The organism is Fodinibius sp. SL11 (assembly GCF_052060035.1).
Lineage (GTDB): Bacteria > Bacteroidota > Rhodothermia > Balneolales > Balneolaceae > Fodinibius.
On record NZ_JBPOEA010000001.1, the window covers coordinates 746,313 to 764,125 of the forward strand.

General features: G+C 41.5%; 11 protein-coding genes. 5 read left to right on the forward strand and 6 right to left on the reverse strand.

Annotation, left to right across the window (positions count from 1 at the left end):
• Positions 1–4: 4 nt before the first annotated feature.
• Positions 5–688 (forward strand): ABC transporter ATP-binding protein, encoded by a 684-nt coding sequence (locus tag ACQ76V_RS03115; RefSeq protein ID WP_440999004.1) that lies wholly within the window; start codon positions 5–7, stop codon positions 686–688.
• Positions 689–757: 69 nt separating this feature from the next.
• The gene (locus ACQ76V_RS03120) at positions 758–1,447 is read left to right on the forward strand and encodes a tetratricopeptide repeat protein (RefSeq protein ID WP_440999005.1); all 690 of its coding nucleotides are present in this window, start codon (positions 758–760) and stop codon (positions 1,445–1,447) included.
• A 208-nt stretch (positions 1,448–1,655) separates the two neighbouring features.
• Here ACQ76V_RS03120 and ACQ76V_RS03125 read toward each other — a convergent pair whose 3' ends face one another.
• From ACQ76V_RS03125 to ACQ76V_RS03140, 4 genes are all read right to left on the reverse strand, one after another.
• Entirely contained in the window at positions 1,656–2,444 is a 789-nt protein-coding gene (locus tag ACQ76V_RS03125; protein WP_440999006.1) for a prolyl oligopeptidase family serine peptidase, read from the reverse strand.
• 26 nt (positions 2,445–2,470) lie between these two features.
• A complete protein-coding gene (locus tag ACQ76V_RS03130; RefSeq protein WP_440999007.1) occupies positions 2,471–5,965 on the reverse strand; it encodes a methylmalonyl-CoA mutase family protein in 3,495 nt (1,164 codons plus the stop codon).
• A 91-nt stretch (positions 5,966–6,056) separates the two neighbouring features.
• The gene (gene mprF, locus ACQ76V_RS03135) at positions 6,057–8,609 is read right to left on the reverse strand and encodes a bifunctional lysylphosphatidylglycerol flippase/synthetase MprF (protein WP_440999008.1); all 2,553 of its coding nucleotides are present in this window, start codon (positions 8,607–8,609) and stop codon (positions 6,057–6,059) included.
• A gap of 26 nt (positions 8,610–8,635) precedes the next feature.
• Positions 8,636–10,258 carry an Ig-like domain-containing protein gene (locus tag ACQ76V_RS03140; RefSeq protein WP_440999009.1) on the reverse strand — a complete coding sequence of 541 codons (1,623 nt, stop codon included), beginning with the start codon at positions 10,256–10,258 and terminating at the stop codon, positions 8,636–8,638.
• 256 nt (positions 10,259–10,514) lie between these two features.
• On the opposite strand from ACQ76V_RS03140, the gene ACQ76V_RS03145 reads away from it, so the two are divergent.
• The 3 genes from ACQ76V_RS03145 to ACQ76V_RS03155 are packed head-to-tail and all read left to right on the forward strand — an operon-like array spanning position 10,515 to position 13,674.
• On the forward strand, positions 10,515–11,948 hold the full coding sequence (locus tag ACQ76V_RS03145; RefSeq protein WP_440999010.1) for a nicotinate phosphoribosyltransferase: 1,434 nt from the start codon (positions 10,515–10,517) through the stop codon (positions 11,946–11,948).
• 10 nt (positions 11,949–11,958) lie between these two features.
• Positions 11,959–12,573, forward strand: a complete 615-nt coding sequence (gene pncA, locus ACQ76V_RS03150; RefSeq protein ID WP_440999011.1) for a bifunctional nicotinamidase/pyrazinamidase — start codon at positions 11,959–11,961, stop codon at positions 12,571–12,573.
• Positions 12,574–12,576: 3 nt separating this feature from the next.
• The gene (locus ACQ76V_RS03155; RefSeq protein WP_440999012.1) at positions 12,577–13,674 is read left to right on the forward strand and encodes an NAD(P)/FAD-dependent oxidoreductase; all 1,098 of its coding nucleotides are present in this window, start codon (positions 12,577–12,579) and stop codon (positions 13,672–13,674) included.
• Positions 13,675–13,687: 13 nt separating this feature from the next.
• On the opposite strand, the gene ACQ76V_RS03160 is transcribed toward ACQ76V_RS03155, so the two are convergent.
• On the reverse strand, positions 13,688–15,181 hold the full coding sequence (locus ACQ76V_RS03160; RefSeq protein WP_440999013.1) for a DUF5723 family protein: 1,494 nt from the start codon (positions 15,179–15,181) through the stop codon (positions 13,688–13,690).
• A 20-nt stretch (positions 15,182–15,201) separates the two neighbouring features.
• Positions 15,202–17,427 (reverse strand): hypothetical protein, encoded by a 2,226-nt coding sequence (locus ACQ76V_RS03165; RefSeq protein ID WP_440999014.1) that lies wholly within the window; start codon positions 17,425–17,427, stop codon positions 15,202–15,204.
• Between the last annotated feature and the right edge of the window lie 386 nt (positions 17,428–17,813).

Below are 17,813 nucleotides of genomic sequence, written 5' to 3' on the forward strand. Positions count from 1 at the left end.
GTCCATGTCGATTATCTTAGAAGGAAAAAATATTACCAAGCAATACAAGACTGAATCAGGTAATGGAACATTGACAGTCTTGGATAATACGTCTGTAGGTATCCAAAAGGGCTCTATTTCAACCGTTATAGGAGTAAGCGGCAGTGGTAAAAGCACGCTTCTTCATATACTTGGCGGCCTTGACAAACCTAATACCGGTACTGTGCTCTGGGGAAATGAATCTATTTATGACATGGATCCTGAGTCACTGGCTCATTTTAGGAATACTAAATTGGGGTTTGTTTTTCAGTTTCATCACTTGTTGCCCGAGTTTACTGCCCTCGAAAACATTATGATGCCGATGTTAATACAAGGAGAATCACCCGAAAAAGCAGGACAGAGGGCAAACTATCTGTTAAAAGAGTTTGGTATCCCTGACCGAGCCGAACACCGCCCTACCCAACTATCAGGCGGCGAACAGCAACGCGTAGCCATGGCACGCGCTTTAATGAACAGCCCCGACTTAATACTTGCCGATGAGCCAACCGGCAATCTTGACGAAGACAATACCTCAATAATTCTGGACTACCTGTTTAATCTCAGAGAAATCGAAGAGGTTAGCATTCTTCTTATCACCCATGAAAAAGAAATTGCCAACAGATCTGATACCATTTATCAACTTTCAAAAGGTAAGTTAGATATCCTTTAAATTTTACTATCAAATAAAACAATCATATTTTCAGCTACTCCTGAAATAAATCGATAACAAGCTTAAACCATGAGTAAGAAACAAGTAAAAGAAGAATTAGAACAAGACGTACTCCTTGAAACTTTTTCAAAAGCACAGAGTTTTTACGATAAAAACAAAAACGCTGTAATTGGTGCGGCCATAGCATTTGTTCTTTTTATCGGTGGTTCTGTGGGATATTATTATTACGCGGAAGCACAAGAAAGTGAAGCACAAGAACTGATGGGCTATGCCTCACAGGCTTATCTGCAAGGTGATTACCAAAAAGCCCTGACAGGTTCTAACGCAGATTTTACCGTGGGATTTGAACAAATCATCAACAATTACGGCATGACAGATGCTGCAAATCTTGCCCGATATTATGCAGCAGTAAGTACTTTTAAGCTTGGAAATTACCAAGAAGCTTTACAGTATATCAGAAGTTATGAGGTTCCCGAAGGAATTATGGGTGTTGGGCCTCTCTCCTTTCATGCTGTTATCCATACCGAACTCGGAAATCATGCTGAAGCGGCACAAATGTATGTCAAAGCAGCCGAGTGGGATGTAAATGATTCTACCACACCGTATAATTACCTTGAAGCAGCAAATGCTTTCCATGATGCAGGTAATAATGAAAAAGCCCAGCAATACGCTCAAAAAATTATGGACGAATATAATAACAGCGATCAAGTCACAGACGCAGAACGTTTGTTGGGAATGTTGGCTGTAGCCGAAAAATAGTGTAAATCTCTTTTTTACTATTAATAAAGCCCGAACTCATTTATTAGTTGAGTTCGGGCTTTTTTTATTTTCATTTAGCCAAAAGAGCTACTGTAAGCTTCAAAATTATACTGCCTATTTTGTTCTATGCATAGCAGTTAAAACTATGCTACCCATTTTCGGTATTAACTAATACTATTTCTTAATAAAAAGTTGTTGTCTAATAAGACTAATCCCCGGACGATAGCTCTTTACTGAACATCCACTCATAAAGATGTGGGTTTCGATAGGCCTGCACCCATGCTCCTATATGTCCCTCATCGGGATATTCCGTATATCCAGGTTCACCGCCAGCAATTCGTATGGCTTCGACCATGGAACGGGAAAACTCAGGGTGAACAACTTTATCCTGCGTGCCATGAAAAACCCACATCGGAATATCAGTAAGGGTAAAAGCACGTGTTAAATCTCCACCGCCACAGATGGGAACAGCTGCGGCAAACTTATTGGCATGACGCTGAATTAAATCAAATGTACCAAACCCGCCCATGGAAATACCGGTGACATAGAGCCGATCTGTATCAATAGAAAACTCCTCTTGAAGTTTTTCCAACAGCTGAATAGTAAGCTTCATTGGTGCACTTGGCTCCTCTGCCATGGGCTGAGTATAGGAGCTTGTATCGCGCACGGATGAAAGCGTTGACCAGTACTCTCCTTCTGGAACCTGTGGAGCCACCACAAATGCCGGATATTTCTCCCTCATCTTGGGTTCGGCAAGATGCGACACTCCCCATTTAAGCTGACTATAATTGTCATCGCCTCGTTCACCGGCCCCGTGCAAAAATAAAACAAGCGGATAGCTCTTGCTGCTATCATAATTCACAGGTTTTAAAATCCGGTACTTTAATTCTTGTCCAAGGCTGTCTGTAAATGACTTTGGCTCAAAGTCTGTCACTTGAGCCTTTGTGAGGCTAAATGAAAATAATAGTAAGCCAACTAAAACTAATATTTTCTTCATAATCCGATCAATAGTTTAAGAGAGAATTACATATTTCTACGATACTGCCCGCCAACTTCGTAGAGTGCCTGAGAAATTTGTCCCAGCGAAGCCACTTTCACCGTTTCCATGAGCTCTTCAAAGATATTGCCATTATTACGAGCTACTTCCTTAAGTTGCTCAATAGCCTCTTCAGACTCTTCCTTATTGCGTTCCCAAAAGGCTTCGACATTTTGTATCTGCTGCTCTTTTTCCTCTTTAGTCGAGCGTATCAGGTCGACTTCTTTTTGATCCTCAACACTTTCAGCATCTTCATTCTTGAAGGTATTGACCCCAATAATTGGTAACTCACCACTGTGCTTTTTAGATTCGTAATGAAGACTCTCATCCTGAATTTTACCCCGTTGATACATATTTTCCATGGCTCCAAGTACGCCACCACGTTCCGTAAGGCGATCAAATTCAGAAAGAATGGCCTCTTCTACAAGATCCGTAAGCTCTTCGATGAAATATGATCCTTGATTAATATTCTCGTTCTTTGCAGGCCCCATTTCTTTATTAATAATCAACTGAATCGCCAAAGCACGTCGTACCGACTCTTCAGTTGGCGTGGTTATCGCTTCATCGTAAGCATTGGTATGCAATGAGTTGCAGTTGTCATAAATAGCCATTAGCGCCTGCAGGGTAGTCCGGATATCATTAAACTGAATTTCCTGGGCATGCAACGATCGTCCGCTGGTTTGGATGTGATATTTAAGCTTCTGTGACCGTTCGTTGGCACCGTATTTCTCGCGCATCGCTACAGCCCAAATACGTCTTGCCACTCGACCAATAACCGCATATTCCGGATCCAATCCATTGCTAAAGAAGAACGAGAGGTTATGGGCAAATTCATCAATATCCATGCCGCGGGAAAGATAATACTCTACATACGTAAATCCATTAGCCAGCGTAAAGGCCGCTTGTGTGATGGGATTAGCGCCGGCTTCGGCAATATGATATCCCGAAATAGACACCGAGTAGTAATTGCGGACATGATGCTCGGTAAAATATTGCTGGATATCACCCATCATCTTAAGGGCAAATTCGGTAGAAAAAATGCAGGTGTTTTGAGCCTGATCTTCTTTCAAGATATCGGCCTGAACCGTTCCACGGACAACGGAAAGTGCTTCTTCTTTTATTTCTTCATAGATATCATCATCAATTAATTTATCACCGCTAATACCCAGTAAACCCAATCCAAAACCATCATTGGTATCCGGTAGTTCACTATGGTATTTCGGAGCATCTACATCGCGTTCTTTAAAGTAGTTCTCAATTTTTTGCTTTGCCTCATCCCACTGTCCATTCTCTTTGAGATAACGCTCTACCTCCTGATCAATAGCCGTATTCATAAACATCGCCAAAATCATCGGGGCCGGACCATTTATAGTCATTGATACCGACGTTTTGGGAGAAGTAAGCTCAAAACCGGAATACAGTTTCTTCATATCGTCCAGCGTGCAGATACTCACGCCCGAGTTGCCTACTTTACCGTAGATATCGGGACGATGATCGGGATCCTCTCCATATAACGTTACCGAGTCAAAAGCCGTTGACAGTCGAGCCGCAGGCATGCCTTCACTCAGATAATGAAATCGCTTGTTGGTTCGCTCTGGCGTTCCTTCGCCGGCGAACATGCGCGTAGGATCTTCTCCCTCACGCTTAAACTCAAACACACCAGCTGTAAAAGGATAGTACCCTGGCAAATTCTCTTTGAGGGCAAATTTAAGCTGTTCCCCTTTGTGCTTTGTTTTGGGAAGGGCAACTCGTGGAATCTCCAATCCACTCAGCGATTCGCGGTACATTTTATTCTTAAATGTTTTATCACGCACCTGAACTTCAACATAGTCCTGCTGATATTCCTCAAATAGATCGTCCCAACCGTCCAAGATTTTCTTACAGCGTGCATCCAGCTTACTGAGCCAATGCTTTTGCATAGATTTTAACTTAACCTTCAGCTCATCCTTTTCGTCAGGGTCCCAGCGATCAACCTGTTCGATGGTACCGGTTACATTCTCCAATTTACTGGCAATCTCTACCTGCTGTTCGGTCCAGCTGTGGTAATCGCGAATAGTATCCGAAATATCGGATAAATAACGCTGTCGCTTTCCGGGAATTATTGATTGCGCCTGAATATCTTCGGCTGGATTAGGGTTGGTATGTAACTTTGTTTCCCAGTTGATGCTGTAATAATCATTAACTTTATCGACAATCGCTTTAAATAACCGATTGACGCCCTCATCGTTAAACTGAGCCGCAATCGTCGGATATACCGGCATAGCTTCGGGATCTAAATCCCAGGCCCCACGATTACGTTTCATCTGTTTCCGTACATCTCGCAGGGCATCCAGCGAACCTTTCTTTTCAAATTTATTCAATACGACCAATTCAGCCAGGTCAAGCATGTTAATTTTCTCAAGCTGTGTGGCCGCTCCATACTCGCTGGTCATGACATACAGGGGGATATCTGAGATATTCACAATTTCAGTATCACTCTGTCCAATACCACTGGTTTCTACAATCACCAGATCAAAGCCGGCCGTTTTACAGATTTCAATAGCCCCTTTTACTGACAAGCTCGTCGCTCGGTTGCTTGCCCGCGTTGCCAGACTACGCATATACACGCGATCCGGATCAAGGCTATTCATGCGGATACGATCGCCGAGCAATGCACCACCGGTCCGCACTTTTGAGGGGTCGATAGAGATTACAGCAATATTAATATTTTCAAATTCCGTCAAGAATCTCCGTATTAGCTCATCAGTCAGCGAACTTTTTCCGGCTCCACCTGTTCCGGTAATTCCAATTAGTGGAATCGGATTCCCATTCTTCTGAGCAGGGATCATATTTCCTTTACCATCAAAGAGCTTATCATCTTTAAAGGAAATGATGTCATCGTGTTTATTCTCCAACGCTGATATACACCGGGCAATAGTTTGTGAATCTTGTTGTGTGATGTCCTGAGCATCAACCTCTTCTATGTCAGCTGTATCAAAATCACACTTTTCGAGCATATAATTGATCATGCCCTGTAGCCCCATTTCACTGCCATCCTCAACAGAAAATATGCGACATACACCGGCCTTGTGTAGCTCTTCAATCTCTTCATCAACAATAACACCACCGCCACCGCCAAAAACATTAATATGTGAGGCTCCGCGCTCTTCAAGCAACTCTACCATATATTTAAAATACTCCATGTGTCCCCCTTGATAGGAACTCACTGCAATGCCTTGTACATCTTCTTGGATAGCACAGTCAACAATCTCCTGTACCGATCGGTTATGTCCCAAGTGGATTACCTCTGCCCCACTGCTTTGCAAAATACGCCGCATGATGTTAATACTGGCATCATGACCGTCAAATAGACTGGCAGCTGTTACAAAACGGATATTATGCTCGGCCTCATAAACGTCCGGCCGACTATCACTCTTTGTTTCTGTATGTTCTTTGGATGCCGTATGAGTTTCTTGATCAGAGGCCATGGTATCTTCAGACATAATATTTTTAATATTTTCTGTTGGATGTGTTAGAACGGAAGGTAACAAATTTGAGGGACATTATTTATTACTTACGCCCTCAAAATATCGTTTATTTCTTGGTCATGATGCTATCAAATCCGCCAGAAACAATGTTTGTCAAATTTGATAATACGCGTGGCAGCGACCAGCCCCCAGGGCCAACTAAGAATTTAGGCTCCCATACAGGATTAAACTGACTCTTATATCTTCGGACTTTTTTAAAGCCGTAAATATTTTCTCCATAGGTATATACAAAATCTGCCAACTTATTCCATCCCGGAGAAAAGTCGTGTTCACCCATACCCGATAGTGGTGCCATCCCTAAATTAAACCATTCATAATCCTGTTGCTTTCCCCATAGCATCGTGTGGATTAACATATAATCAATGATACCAGCCGGCGACTCCGGTCGATAACGGAGTAGATCGGTAGTCAGCTCGTACCTGTCTGCTCCCTGCAGAATATTAGCAAAAGCCAATAGGTTTCCTCCTTTTTTAACTACTGCTATTGGGAACTGGCTTAAATACCCTTTATCAAAATAACCAACCGAAAAGCCGCGTTCTTTTGTATTTCGTGCCGAAAGGCTGGCATCCGAAATGACTTTTAACTCGGGCAGATAGGACGCTACTGACTTTTGCGGAATTACTTCAAAGCTGTAGTCCCGCTGCTCTAACTCCTGATAACCCGACCAAACTTTGTTATCAATAGATTTTTCCGGATCAAAATTGGGCAGACCAATACGAGCTTCCTCTCCCAATTTGTAAAGGGCCAGCCCTAAATCCATATAATGCTCCAAATATTTCTCTCCTACCTGATAAAATACCGGCCCATATCCCTGGTTGGTACACTCATCATAAAACTCCCAAATCAACTCTTCTGTCTCATCGCCAGCGCCAACCGGATCACCCAAGGTGACCCAGTTTTGAGCTTCTCGAGCAAACATGATAAATGAAGAACGAGACTCATTAATTAATAATTCTTTATCCCCGAGCAATACTAAATTAGAAAGTGCGTTTTCTGACCTGCTGATAATATCCTTTGCCATAAGCAGCTCCTGATCACCGGGTTCCCTGGTCTCTTTATGCTTGGGACGAAGCAGTTTAACTAATCCGATAATAACAGCAAATCCTAACACCGCAACCATAGCCCGCATATAGCGAGGGGCATCCCCCGTTAGAGAAAACTGCCACCAAAGTTCTCTTTGATATTCAACGTGTCCGTATGAGAAGATACCAAGCCAAATTGCACTGGCCAGTACCATCAAGATTAAGGAGAGCCAGCGAGCCGAAAAGAATTGATCCATGAGTGATGCTTTACGGTGAAACTCTTTTCGGCAAGGTATCAATGCAATAAGCATCACGGATAACATCAAAGCTTCTTCGTAGTCAGCCCCTTTTAAGAGAGAGAACAAAATCCCGAATACAAGTAACCCAATTGTTAAGTGATAAGCGCCATCGATACGCCGCTGCAATCCACTGGCTAAAACCAGTAATGCAGCTCCAACTAAGCTGGCAAAAAAGTGCGACATCTCAATAACCGGAAGCGGAATAAAATGCTGTAGCCATTCCATGCGAGGTACTTCTGACGGTACCGCTCCAGAAAATAGTAAGATAGTTCCACCAATAAATACAGAAAAACTCATAACCTGTGGCACGACACGCGGTACCCAGTTGGCGGCTTTTCGCTGTAGAACCTTAACCTTGCGACGATTAACGATATACTCCTGATATCCCAAGACAATTAATGCCCCCAACAACGGAAGGATATAATAGATAATACGATACACAACCAGAATGCTAAGCACCTGAGAACCAGGCATAAAATTCGTCAGATACATTAACATGATAGATTCAAAAACGCCTAATCCACCGGGTACTTGACTAAATAGCCCCACAATTTGCGCCAACAAAAACGCCCCTACAAAACTAAAAAAACTAATTCCTAAATCCGGGAGCAATACATACAACACCGAAGCTGCCAATAACCAATCAATCGATGCAATAGCTACTTGCTGTAATGCCAACTTTGAGCTGGGAAACTTAAAGGACCAGCTTTTGAAGGTGAGCTCTTTTCTGAACTTATAACTCGCTGCAATATAGGACAACACCATAACCAACAATATTGCCCCCAATATTCGAAGTGATACAAATGGAAGCACTACATCATTTGGCAAATCGGGGGTTGCAAAAAGTAAGGCCAAGCCTGCAACCGCACAAAAACCAATCCAGAGGGTAAAAGCACTAAAGGCTACAATCTGCGTGACCTGCATACCCGAAAACCCCCAAACCGAATAGATACGATAGCGAATAGATCCACCGGTAATTAGGGCCATACCCATATTATGGCTAAAAGCATAACCCACATATCCCGCTCGAATAATTTTCCCCGCTTCCAGTTTCTCTCCAATATAATGTACACCCAGTGCATCATAAGCCGTTAATAATAGATAACTTAAAAACGAGAGCACCAGCGAAAAAAGAATATATTTATTGGGAATGTCCGAAAGCTGTGTCATTACTTCCGACATTGCATATTGCTGTAGTTCCTGATGAAGAAACCACAAAGCAAAAGCAAAGAATATAATACTTATGAAAGGTGTAAGTTTTTTGAGCTTGTTTTTCATCTAATAGAGTAACTACAGATTTTGATCTAATTGGGGAATACAATCGTGAGATCGCCGGTAAGTCCTTCTTCTACCGGCACCTGTTTTCTTATGTAATACGATTCGGGCTTTACATAGGGATCAATTTGTCCGTAATCCCAACGGCCATTGGAGTTACTATCATGATAAACCGTCAACTTATAATTAAGAGGGGGTAAATTATTGATTTCTACCTGACCTGTAAACAATGTATCTCTTTTTAGCCCCGATTCGTTATTTACGAGCCGCAATCGTACATCTTTTAGGGTGGAATCCTCCATCATCACATTCAATGCTCCCATTTGGGAAGAATGCCATATCTGCGGGTTAAACTTTCGATAATCTTCTGTAAGGGGGTCCCATATACGTACTTCATACTCAACCCCATCTTTCCATTGTTCAGTAGGATTAATCCGTAAAACATTTTGTTTAATCTCAATATTTGGCCATGTATCCAGAAGGGTATCGCCTTCCACAATTTTAAGAGAATCTGTAATTGCAGGCTCATCAATAGGTTTCGCATAGGTAATTTCAAATGGCTGGCTGGGATAGTAACCGGATGTTGTATTTCGTTTTATGATTCTCTGCTGCGTAGTATCTGTCTGGGCAGAGCCGGTAAAAGAATTTGTGTAATCGTCAACCGGATTTTCTGCCCCATCAAAAATACCAGTCGTAGTCAGGCTATAACTCGATTCCGAAGCCAAAGAATCTATACTGTGGGCAAACAGGATATACAGTTCCCCCGGTTGAATATAAAGAGGCCACGCTTGGCTGTATTCGTTACCTAAAGTATCCGTTACAACAATATTGGCACTGTCCGTTAACATAATATCTTCACTAAACCGCATGCGCATTCGGTTTGATGAAAATAACCCCACCCCTTGCAAGGTTGGTTTTATGGTGTCTACGGAGGTAAAAAATAGCGTTCCAAGTGTATCCTTCTCCTCTTTTTGTAGAGTCACAAATTCTCGCTTAAACGGTTGGGCTCTTTCTTGCTGCGGTTCCCATATTTTATTTCTGTTGCGATCATCTGCCCAAAAGAGTTTAAACTTTCCCTGGGGCAGATAAGAAAACTGAAACCGTCCCGCTGTGTCAGTAGAAGCGATATAATCAGCCTTTTGGGTTAAATCATAAGGCTCTCGGTAAAGCAATATTCGGCTACCTTCTGCCCCTTCTCCCGTTGCTGCATCAAGAATTTTTCCACGGATCTCCCCTTTGTCAATTTCTGCTCCCGTAGATACAGCTACTTTTTGGGGCGATGACATGCCGTTATTATTAGTATCAGTTAAATCAGTGCCAATTGTCACAATTAGTGTCGTTGAATCAGGAATTTGACGGTCGAATTCAATTGCCGCTGATTTTCGCCCCCAGTCGATGCTATAGGATATTCCAATATCAGGTTCAATAACAATTGCCTGATTAAGAGAAGATCGCTCCACAAATTCAGAAAAGTAAAGCGTAATACGTTGACTACTGAAATTCGTAGTTCCGGTTTCGGGCTCGGTACGTATAATTTCAGGTCCCTTTTCATCAGGAGGCCCTCCTGTTGGGGATGTAGGTGTGGCACAACTGCCCAATACGGCACCCGCTAAGACCAAAATAATTATAATCCAAGCATTATTAGAATTCACAAAAATCAATACTTACCGTTTAGTAAAATTTCGGTGCAAAGATACAAATTATAACCGCCTTTGCAGATATAAAAACAGTGTTCTTTTATTTGGAAATCAAAACACCCGCAAGTTAAATAAGAGTATATAGCAACAAAATGATCCTAACATCTTTATGTTTCTTCGTCGCAGAACCAATTAAGTAACAAAATAGTTACAGCTTCTATATTGTATTGGTTATCTTTGGTTGGCTTTAATTTATAATAGCATAAAAGTTATGACTTTAGTCCAATCCGACCATTCAACAATACTTGAGCGCCCGGCACTATATACTGATTATTATGAGCTTACAATGGCTCAGGGATATTTTTTGGCGGGAAGACAGGATGAAGAAGCTACTTTCGATTATTTTTTTCGTGATCTTCCATTTGAAGGCGGATATGTTATATTTGCTGGTTTGGCCGACTTACTGAAAACCCTGGAAAACTTTCGTTTTCACGAAGATGAAATTGCATATTTGGCTAAACAAGGATTTCGAAAAGAGTTTCTGGACTACTTACGAAACTTTAAATTATCAGCCGATATTTATGCCGCGAAAGAGGGAGAAATCGTCTTTCCCACTGAGCCAATTATCCGTATAGAAGGAAATATAATAGAAGCTCAAATTTTAGAAACTTTACTGTTAAATATTCTGAATTTTGAGTCGCTTATTGCCACGAAAGCTTCGCGGATGAAATATGCAGCAGGTGATCGAAAAGTGCTTGATTTTGGATTGCGAAGAGCTCAGGGATTGGGGGGCATTCAAGCAAGTAAGGCAGCTTATATTGGTGGAATTGAAGCCACGTCAAATGTTTATAGTTCTTTTCATGATGATATTCCCGCCAGTGGTACTATGGCCCACTCCTGGATACAGTCGTTTTCCAACGAGCTAACTGCTTTTCGCAAATATGCTGAATATTACCCGGATGATTGCATTCTGTTGGTCGATACTTATGACACCCTCAATAATGGAGTGCCCAATGCTATCAAAGTAGGTAAAGAACTGGAAAAACAAGGCCATAAACTCAAAGCCATACGTTTGGATAGTGGCGACTTGGCTTACTTCTCAAGGCAGGCACGCAAGCAACTTGATGAAGCTGGACTTGAATACGTTAAAATTGCTGCCTCCAATCAGCTTGATGAACGACTTATCAAAAGTCTGTTAAGCCAGAATGCCCCAATTGACCTTTTTGGTGTTGGAACGCGTCTTGTCACCGGTCAGGATAGTCCCGCTTTAGATGGCGTGTATAAGTTGGCTTCCGTTAATAATGAACCAAAGCTAAAAATTTCTGAAAATGTTGAGAAAATTACGCTGCCGGGGCGTAAAGAGGTTATCCGCTACAGCGGAGATGATGGCACTTTTTATGGTGACGGTATTATTCTTGCCGAAGAAGAAAATGTTGAAACCATTTATCATCCCCACTACCCCACCAAGCATGCCACAGTCACTGACTTTAATGCCGAGTATTTGTTGCATAATGTAATGAGAAACGGGAAACTCACTATTGATATCCCTACTCCTAAAGAAAGTGCGTTGTATGCACAGGAAAGATTGACAAAATTGATTCCCGAACATAAACGTTTTGACAACCCACATATCTACAAAGTGGGCATAAGCAAAAAATTGATGAATTTACGTGATAATCTAACTCAAGAACTAAAAAAAGGTTAACAATCTTATTATGAGAGCTCTTTTGATTATTGATGTTCAAAACGATTTTTGTCCCGGAGGAGCACTTGAAGTACCAAAGGGTGATGCAATTATCCCAACCATTAACAAGCTTTCTGAGCAATTTGATGTCGTCATTCAAACGCAGGACTGGCATCCCGACGGACACTCTTCCTTTGCCTCCTCTCACCAAGGAAAAGAACCGTTTGAAACCATTAATATGCCCTATGGAGAACAGGTTCTCTGGCCTGATCACTGCGTTCAAAGGAGTCAAGGTTCTGATTTCCATCCTGATCTCGAAACCAGCCTCTCACAAATGATCATCCGTAAAGGCTTTCGAAAGGATATCGACTCCTACTCGGCATTTTTCGAAAATGATAACAGCACCTCTACAGGGCTCTCCGGCTACCTGAAGGAAAGGGGGATCGATACTCTCTATGCTGTGGGATTAGCAACCGACTTTTGCGTAAAATGGTCGGTACTTGATGGTATCAAAGAAGGATTTGATTTATATGTGATAGAAGATGCCGTAAAAGGAATTGATATTGAAGGATCTGTCGATCAGGCGTGGGACGAAATGCTTGATCAGGGAGCAACAAAAATCACATCATCAGAGCTCTTGAATTAATTAATGATTCGAAAGACTGATTTCTGTATTCTTGGCGGGGGTATTGCTGGCCTTTCACTTGCTGACGCCCTGCTCGAACACAACATAGAATCCATAGTTATTGATCAAAACGAGATTGGTTCAGGTGCTTCCGGAACGCCGGGGGGACTTGTAAATCCAGCTACGGGTAGAAGGGCCAAAAAAACCTGGAAGGCCGAAGAATGCTTCGAATCCATTTTGTCAAACTTAGAAAAAGCTCAGGCCTTTTCTGACAGCTCCTTTTTTTATCAAAATGGCCTTTTACGTCCGGCCCTGTTTGAAAAGATGGCTCGTAAAATGAAAAATCAATACGACAAAACAACTTGGCCTGAAGGATGGTGCGAATGGAAAACTGACAATGAGATACAAGAAATTCATCCGAATATAAACTGTGTTGATGGAGGGTTATGGCTGCCAATAGGTATTACAGTTGATGTTGGAGCATACATGAAAGCTTATAGCCGATTTTTGAAGAGTTCAGGTATTGATATTTATTGTGGAGAAAAGCCTTATCCCATATCGAAGGATGACTATTGGTTACTTGAGCTTAATGAAATTACCATACATGCTGATCACCTGGTTTATGCTACCGGTCACACTGTTGCGACCTCTCCCTTTTGGGATTGGATACCCTTTAACCTCATCAAAGGTCAAGTAGCTAAGTTTCAAAAAGAGAGTGGTCCCCTCGGCTTTCCACATTCTATTTCAAGTCTCGGATATATTGCTCGTTTAGGCGATGAAGATACATTTATTCAGGGAAGCACCTATGAGCACGACTTTTCTAATCTACAACCTAATGATGAAGGAGAAGCGTATCTTCGGAAACGGTTGAGACGAACACTACCACAGCTGGAGAAAGAATCTACGATTGTAGACCAGTGGGCCGGCGTTCGCACCTCCACACCAAACTATAAACCAATTTTAGGCTTACATCCGGCCTATACTAACCTCCACGTATTTGCAGGACTCGGATCCAAAGGACTATTATACGGGAAGTTTCTTGCCAATCACTATGCCGACCATCTTACAACTGGAAAGTCCCTGTATCCGGAAATAGATTTAAATAGATATACACTGAGTTAGTAATTTTCAGATCTTAAAACCTGATCACCAATCCGCTCCAGGCTCCGCCCATGCCTGAACCTCTATTTTCAGAGTTGGGCACGGTTAATCCGGCCACTGTAAATTCGAAATTTCGTAACTCTATACCCGTTCCAAAGGTAATGCTCGACGAGGTTAATCCTCCCGTTCGATATCCTGCTCTAAGTGGTATTACATCAAATAGTTTGTATTCGGCCCCGAATCCCAAAGCAAGACGAGGGCTATTCATGCCCGTCTCATACATCCCTTTCTGAATATCAAAGGCGAAACCCAACTTACCGGCTTGCAGTTGTGCTCCAAAATTCAGTTTTGTCGGAAGCTTTTCCGTAATTTCATTGCTTTCTGAGGGGGCATAATTCTGATAGATTTCTTTTCGCACACTATCAGCAAAATTATCGGACAAACCATCTTCAACATCGATACCATCCCAGCTAAAGGTTTCATCCGCTGAAAATTGGTCAGCGTTATTATCATACGTAATACTTCCGATATCCGTTATCGAAAGACCTACCCGAAGCGTTTTATCTCCTTCAATCCACGAGAAAGCACCTCTGATCGGTCCCGCTAAATCCATTTCCAACGTTCCGCCTAAATCAACCCCAAAACCTGTGCCCTGTGTTTCTGTAAAACTTGCTCCATCTGGATCAACAAAATCGCCTATCTCACCATCAAAATTAGGATCTTGTCTGGCTTGGTAGTAATCTTCAAACTGGGTGGTTAACTCTCCAACCGAGCTAAAAGTATACGAGAAATCATGGATCACTTCGTTTTTTGTAACTTGTAAGGTAGAATTAAAATCAATACTCGAGGTATAATGTGGAATCAGATATTTGGGAGCAACACCTGCAAATAATTTCACATTCTCTCCAATCCCCAAAAGCGTGGGCAGTTCTAACAGTTGATAAGAAAGTCCGGCTGAAAGTTCACTGAACGCTACCCCTTTGCTACTAAAATTGAGAGGTTGGGGGTCAGAAAATCGTTCTTGACTGATACCAGTGAGTAACACCTCTGAGAATCCTCTATTTACTGATCCTGAAAAAAGCGCGCGATTCCGAAAAGCAAGGCTAAAAGCCATCTTATCTCCACGCCATGATGCCGCAAGAGGTATAACATCTACCTCCATGCCCATGGCTCTGCTGTTTCCCATGGCAGAGCCAAACCATTCATCAATGGCTTCGTGAGCAACAACATCACCGGTAGTAAAGTGTCTATTATATACCGAAATATTCATAAGCGGTCCGCCTGCAGTCGCTGAAACACCTCCCAGCAACCCAATAGAAGTAGAGGGCTTTGTATCTGCATTGAGCATAAGATTAGCGGGATTGACAAAATTTGCATGATAAGTATCAAGATATGCGGTACCTGATCCACCCAATCCCAAACTTTTGGCCGAAAAATGGCCCGACTGCGCTTTAGCTGATGTGCCCCATCCAACAATTAATAATCCTGCTGCTATACAAATGAATGCAAATTGCTTACAAATCTTCATAATCTTGATCCCTATTCCCTTTAATTAATTGTTGAGGTTATTCCGGCCCTCACTTTCACCTTAAAAGTAACAGCATCGTTCTCCCTTAGACTTATGGTCTGTTGACCAGCTGTATTAATTGAGATATCCATCACCATGGATCGAGTACGGTGTAAATCATTCATCTCGCTCTCAGAAAAACTTATTTCATAATCGTTTTGAGAAGAATCAGTAGCATATCCCTCCTGATTAGTTGATGCTGCCTCTACCGCAATATCACTTTTAGTTGTAACTTCATTTCCATTAGCATCAAGCATGATTACATCCAAGCTTAAATCAAGTGGCAATCCATTTGAATAATTGATAGTAATTGCCGCCTCCGATAATTTGCGATCTTCCTTTTCTTCTGGCAGATCGCTGAAGTCAGCATCCACCGTGTCCTTATATGTAGCATTGTTTGCTGATAAGCTAAATGGAATTTCAACACCAAATGACGGCTCAAAGATAACAGGGTTTACTACTGTTCCATTTTCTTGTTTGTCATTGACCTCAGCAACCCCTATAAATCGTATCTTAGTAGGTAAATTGCTGAAAAAGTCAGGAGCGTTGGTATTCGAGGCATCAAATCTATTACCTCGGGACTCTCCTTCCCCAGGATCCGGATTTGAAGCGGTTTCAAGCTCAAATTTAATTACCTGATTTTCTTCAGCCCGTTGACCATTGACTTGTAATTCTGAGGGGATCTCACTGTTCTGCACTTGATGGGATGTTCCATCAAGGCCAGTTAAAAACTCTTGATTGCCATCGCTATCTGTGCCAACAATCACAGCATAAATAGTTGTTTGGACTCCAAGATTTGTCTGATAGAGCATATTCAATACCGGATTATCAAAGGTAATATTAGCAACCCGGTCAGAAATTTTATCGATACCGTCAATCTGTGTTACCTCTGCTTCATCATCATTGAAAACATCAATATTATCTACAAAATCGGTGGTTTTATCCTCATTTAATAATATTTGACGTGGTGCGAGATACCCTTCAGCACGACCAATATCCAATCCCTGTAAATTTATTTCTGCAACTATATCATCCGATTTACGTATGGTGCTTGCATTGCTTGAATTCTGTGTATTTTGGGTTTGGGCAGCGATAGTGTAATTAATTTTTTCTGAGGTAATCTTGTGCTCCGAGATATCGTCAGTTATTGACGTACTGCTATTTCGAGCAATATCACTCATACTTATTGAATAAGGATTACCTTCTCTATCCTCAATGCCCAAAAAGGTGATATTCAAATTCTGAATATCGATATCGATATTATTGGTAATATCAATATTCAATTTATTAACACCCTGCGTGCTATCACTAAGCTCAATTACATCCTCCTGTTCCCGGAACTCAAAATCTTGATTATCCACATTCGTTGTACCGTTTGCATCAAAGCTTTGAGAGGCAATCTTCGCAGTTACTTCAGATAGCATTAACCCATCCGAGGGATTTGCGGCATCCTGACCAAAGACATTATTAACTACTAAATTCCCGGGATCAGATTGCATTTCTTGATTCGACCATGCCACATCTATTTCAACCCCTAAATTTGAAAGTTGGTCACCGGCAGAAATATTTATTTTTGCTGTATCTGTTTCGTTATGATCAAGCGAACTCACATCATCATTCCCGACCTTAACCCCATTAGATTTTAAAATAACATTAAAATTATCATCAGCATTAAAACCCAAACTATTGGTTACTACAATATTTAAAGATCCATCATTTTCTACTATAGCACTTTCGAAATAGTCAGGATTAAAATTACTTATTTCAATTCCATTAGCAGATCCTTGGGTTAAACTGTCTCCTTGTTGCAGTGTAGAGGCACCGGGAACAAAATCTTCTGCTGCAATACTACCTACATTTCCAGAAGAAGCAAATTCTTTAACCTCTATTTCACCTACATTTGGGTTTACAGTTGTTGGTGATATATCTATCACCGGAATAGCATCATTTAGATCGCCAAAACTGGCCTTTTCTTCTTTAACCAGTCGAACCAAGCCATCGCCATCAGTTGTAAAGAGATCTACAAAATCTTCGGAAGTTGTATCTACTAAAGCTTCATCTGCCCCCAAAAATGGATACGTTTTTTCCATTGTCAATGGAATTTCGACCTGATTATTTACTTTGAAGTCTGGCGATTTAGGTTGTTCGCAAGACCAAATAGAAAATGCTAAAAATAGTGTGAGTGCAATGGGAAGCGAGTTCTTCATCTTTTCTAAGCCTCTGTTTAAGGTAAAATTTCTTAAAATGCCTTCTTGTTAAAATTGATACAGCGAAGTTTATCGTTGTAAGATCAAAAATTATATGTCCCTGACAGTACCAATCACGCCCTAAACGCTAAACTTGTCTTCTTGATAACTTTCATCCCCCGATTGGAGATCAATCCAAAAAATTGGATGTAAAACACAAAATTTGATTTCTAAATTGCCTTTACATTACTAATATATATCGGCCTAAAAACAGATAGGTTAAATAAAAAAAGCTTCGTTACATTAGTCTTAAAAGACCAACGAAACGAAGCCTTAAAATAATTATGCGGAGAGGGAGGGATTCGAACCCTCGGTACGCGCTAGACGCACACACGCTTTCCAAGCGT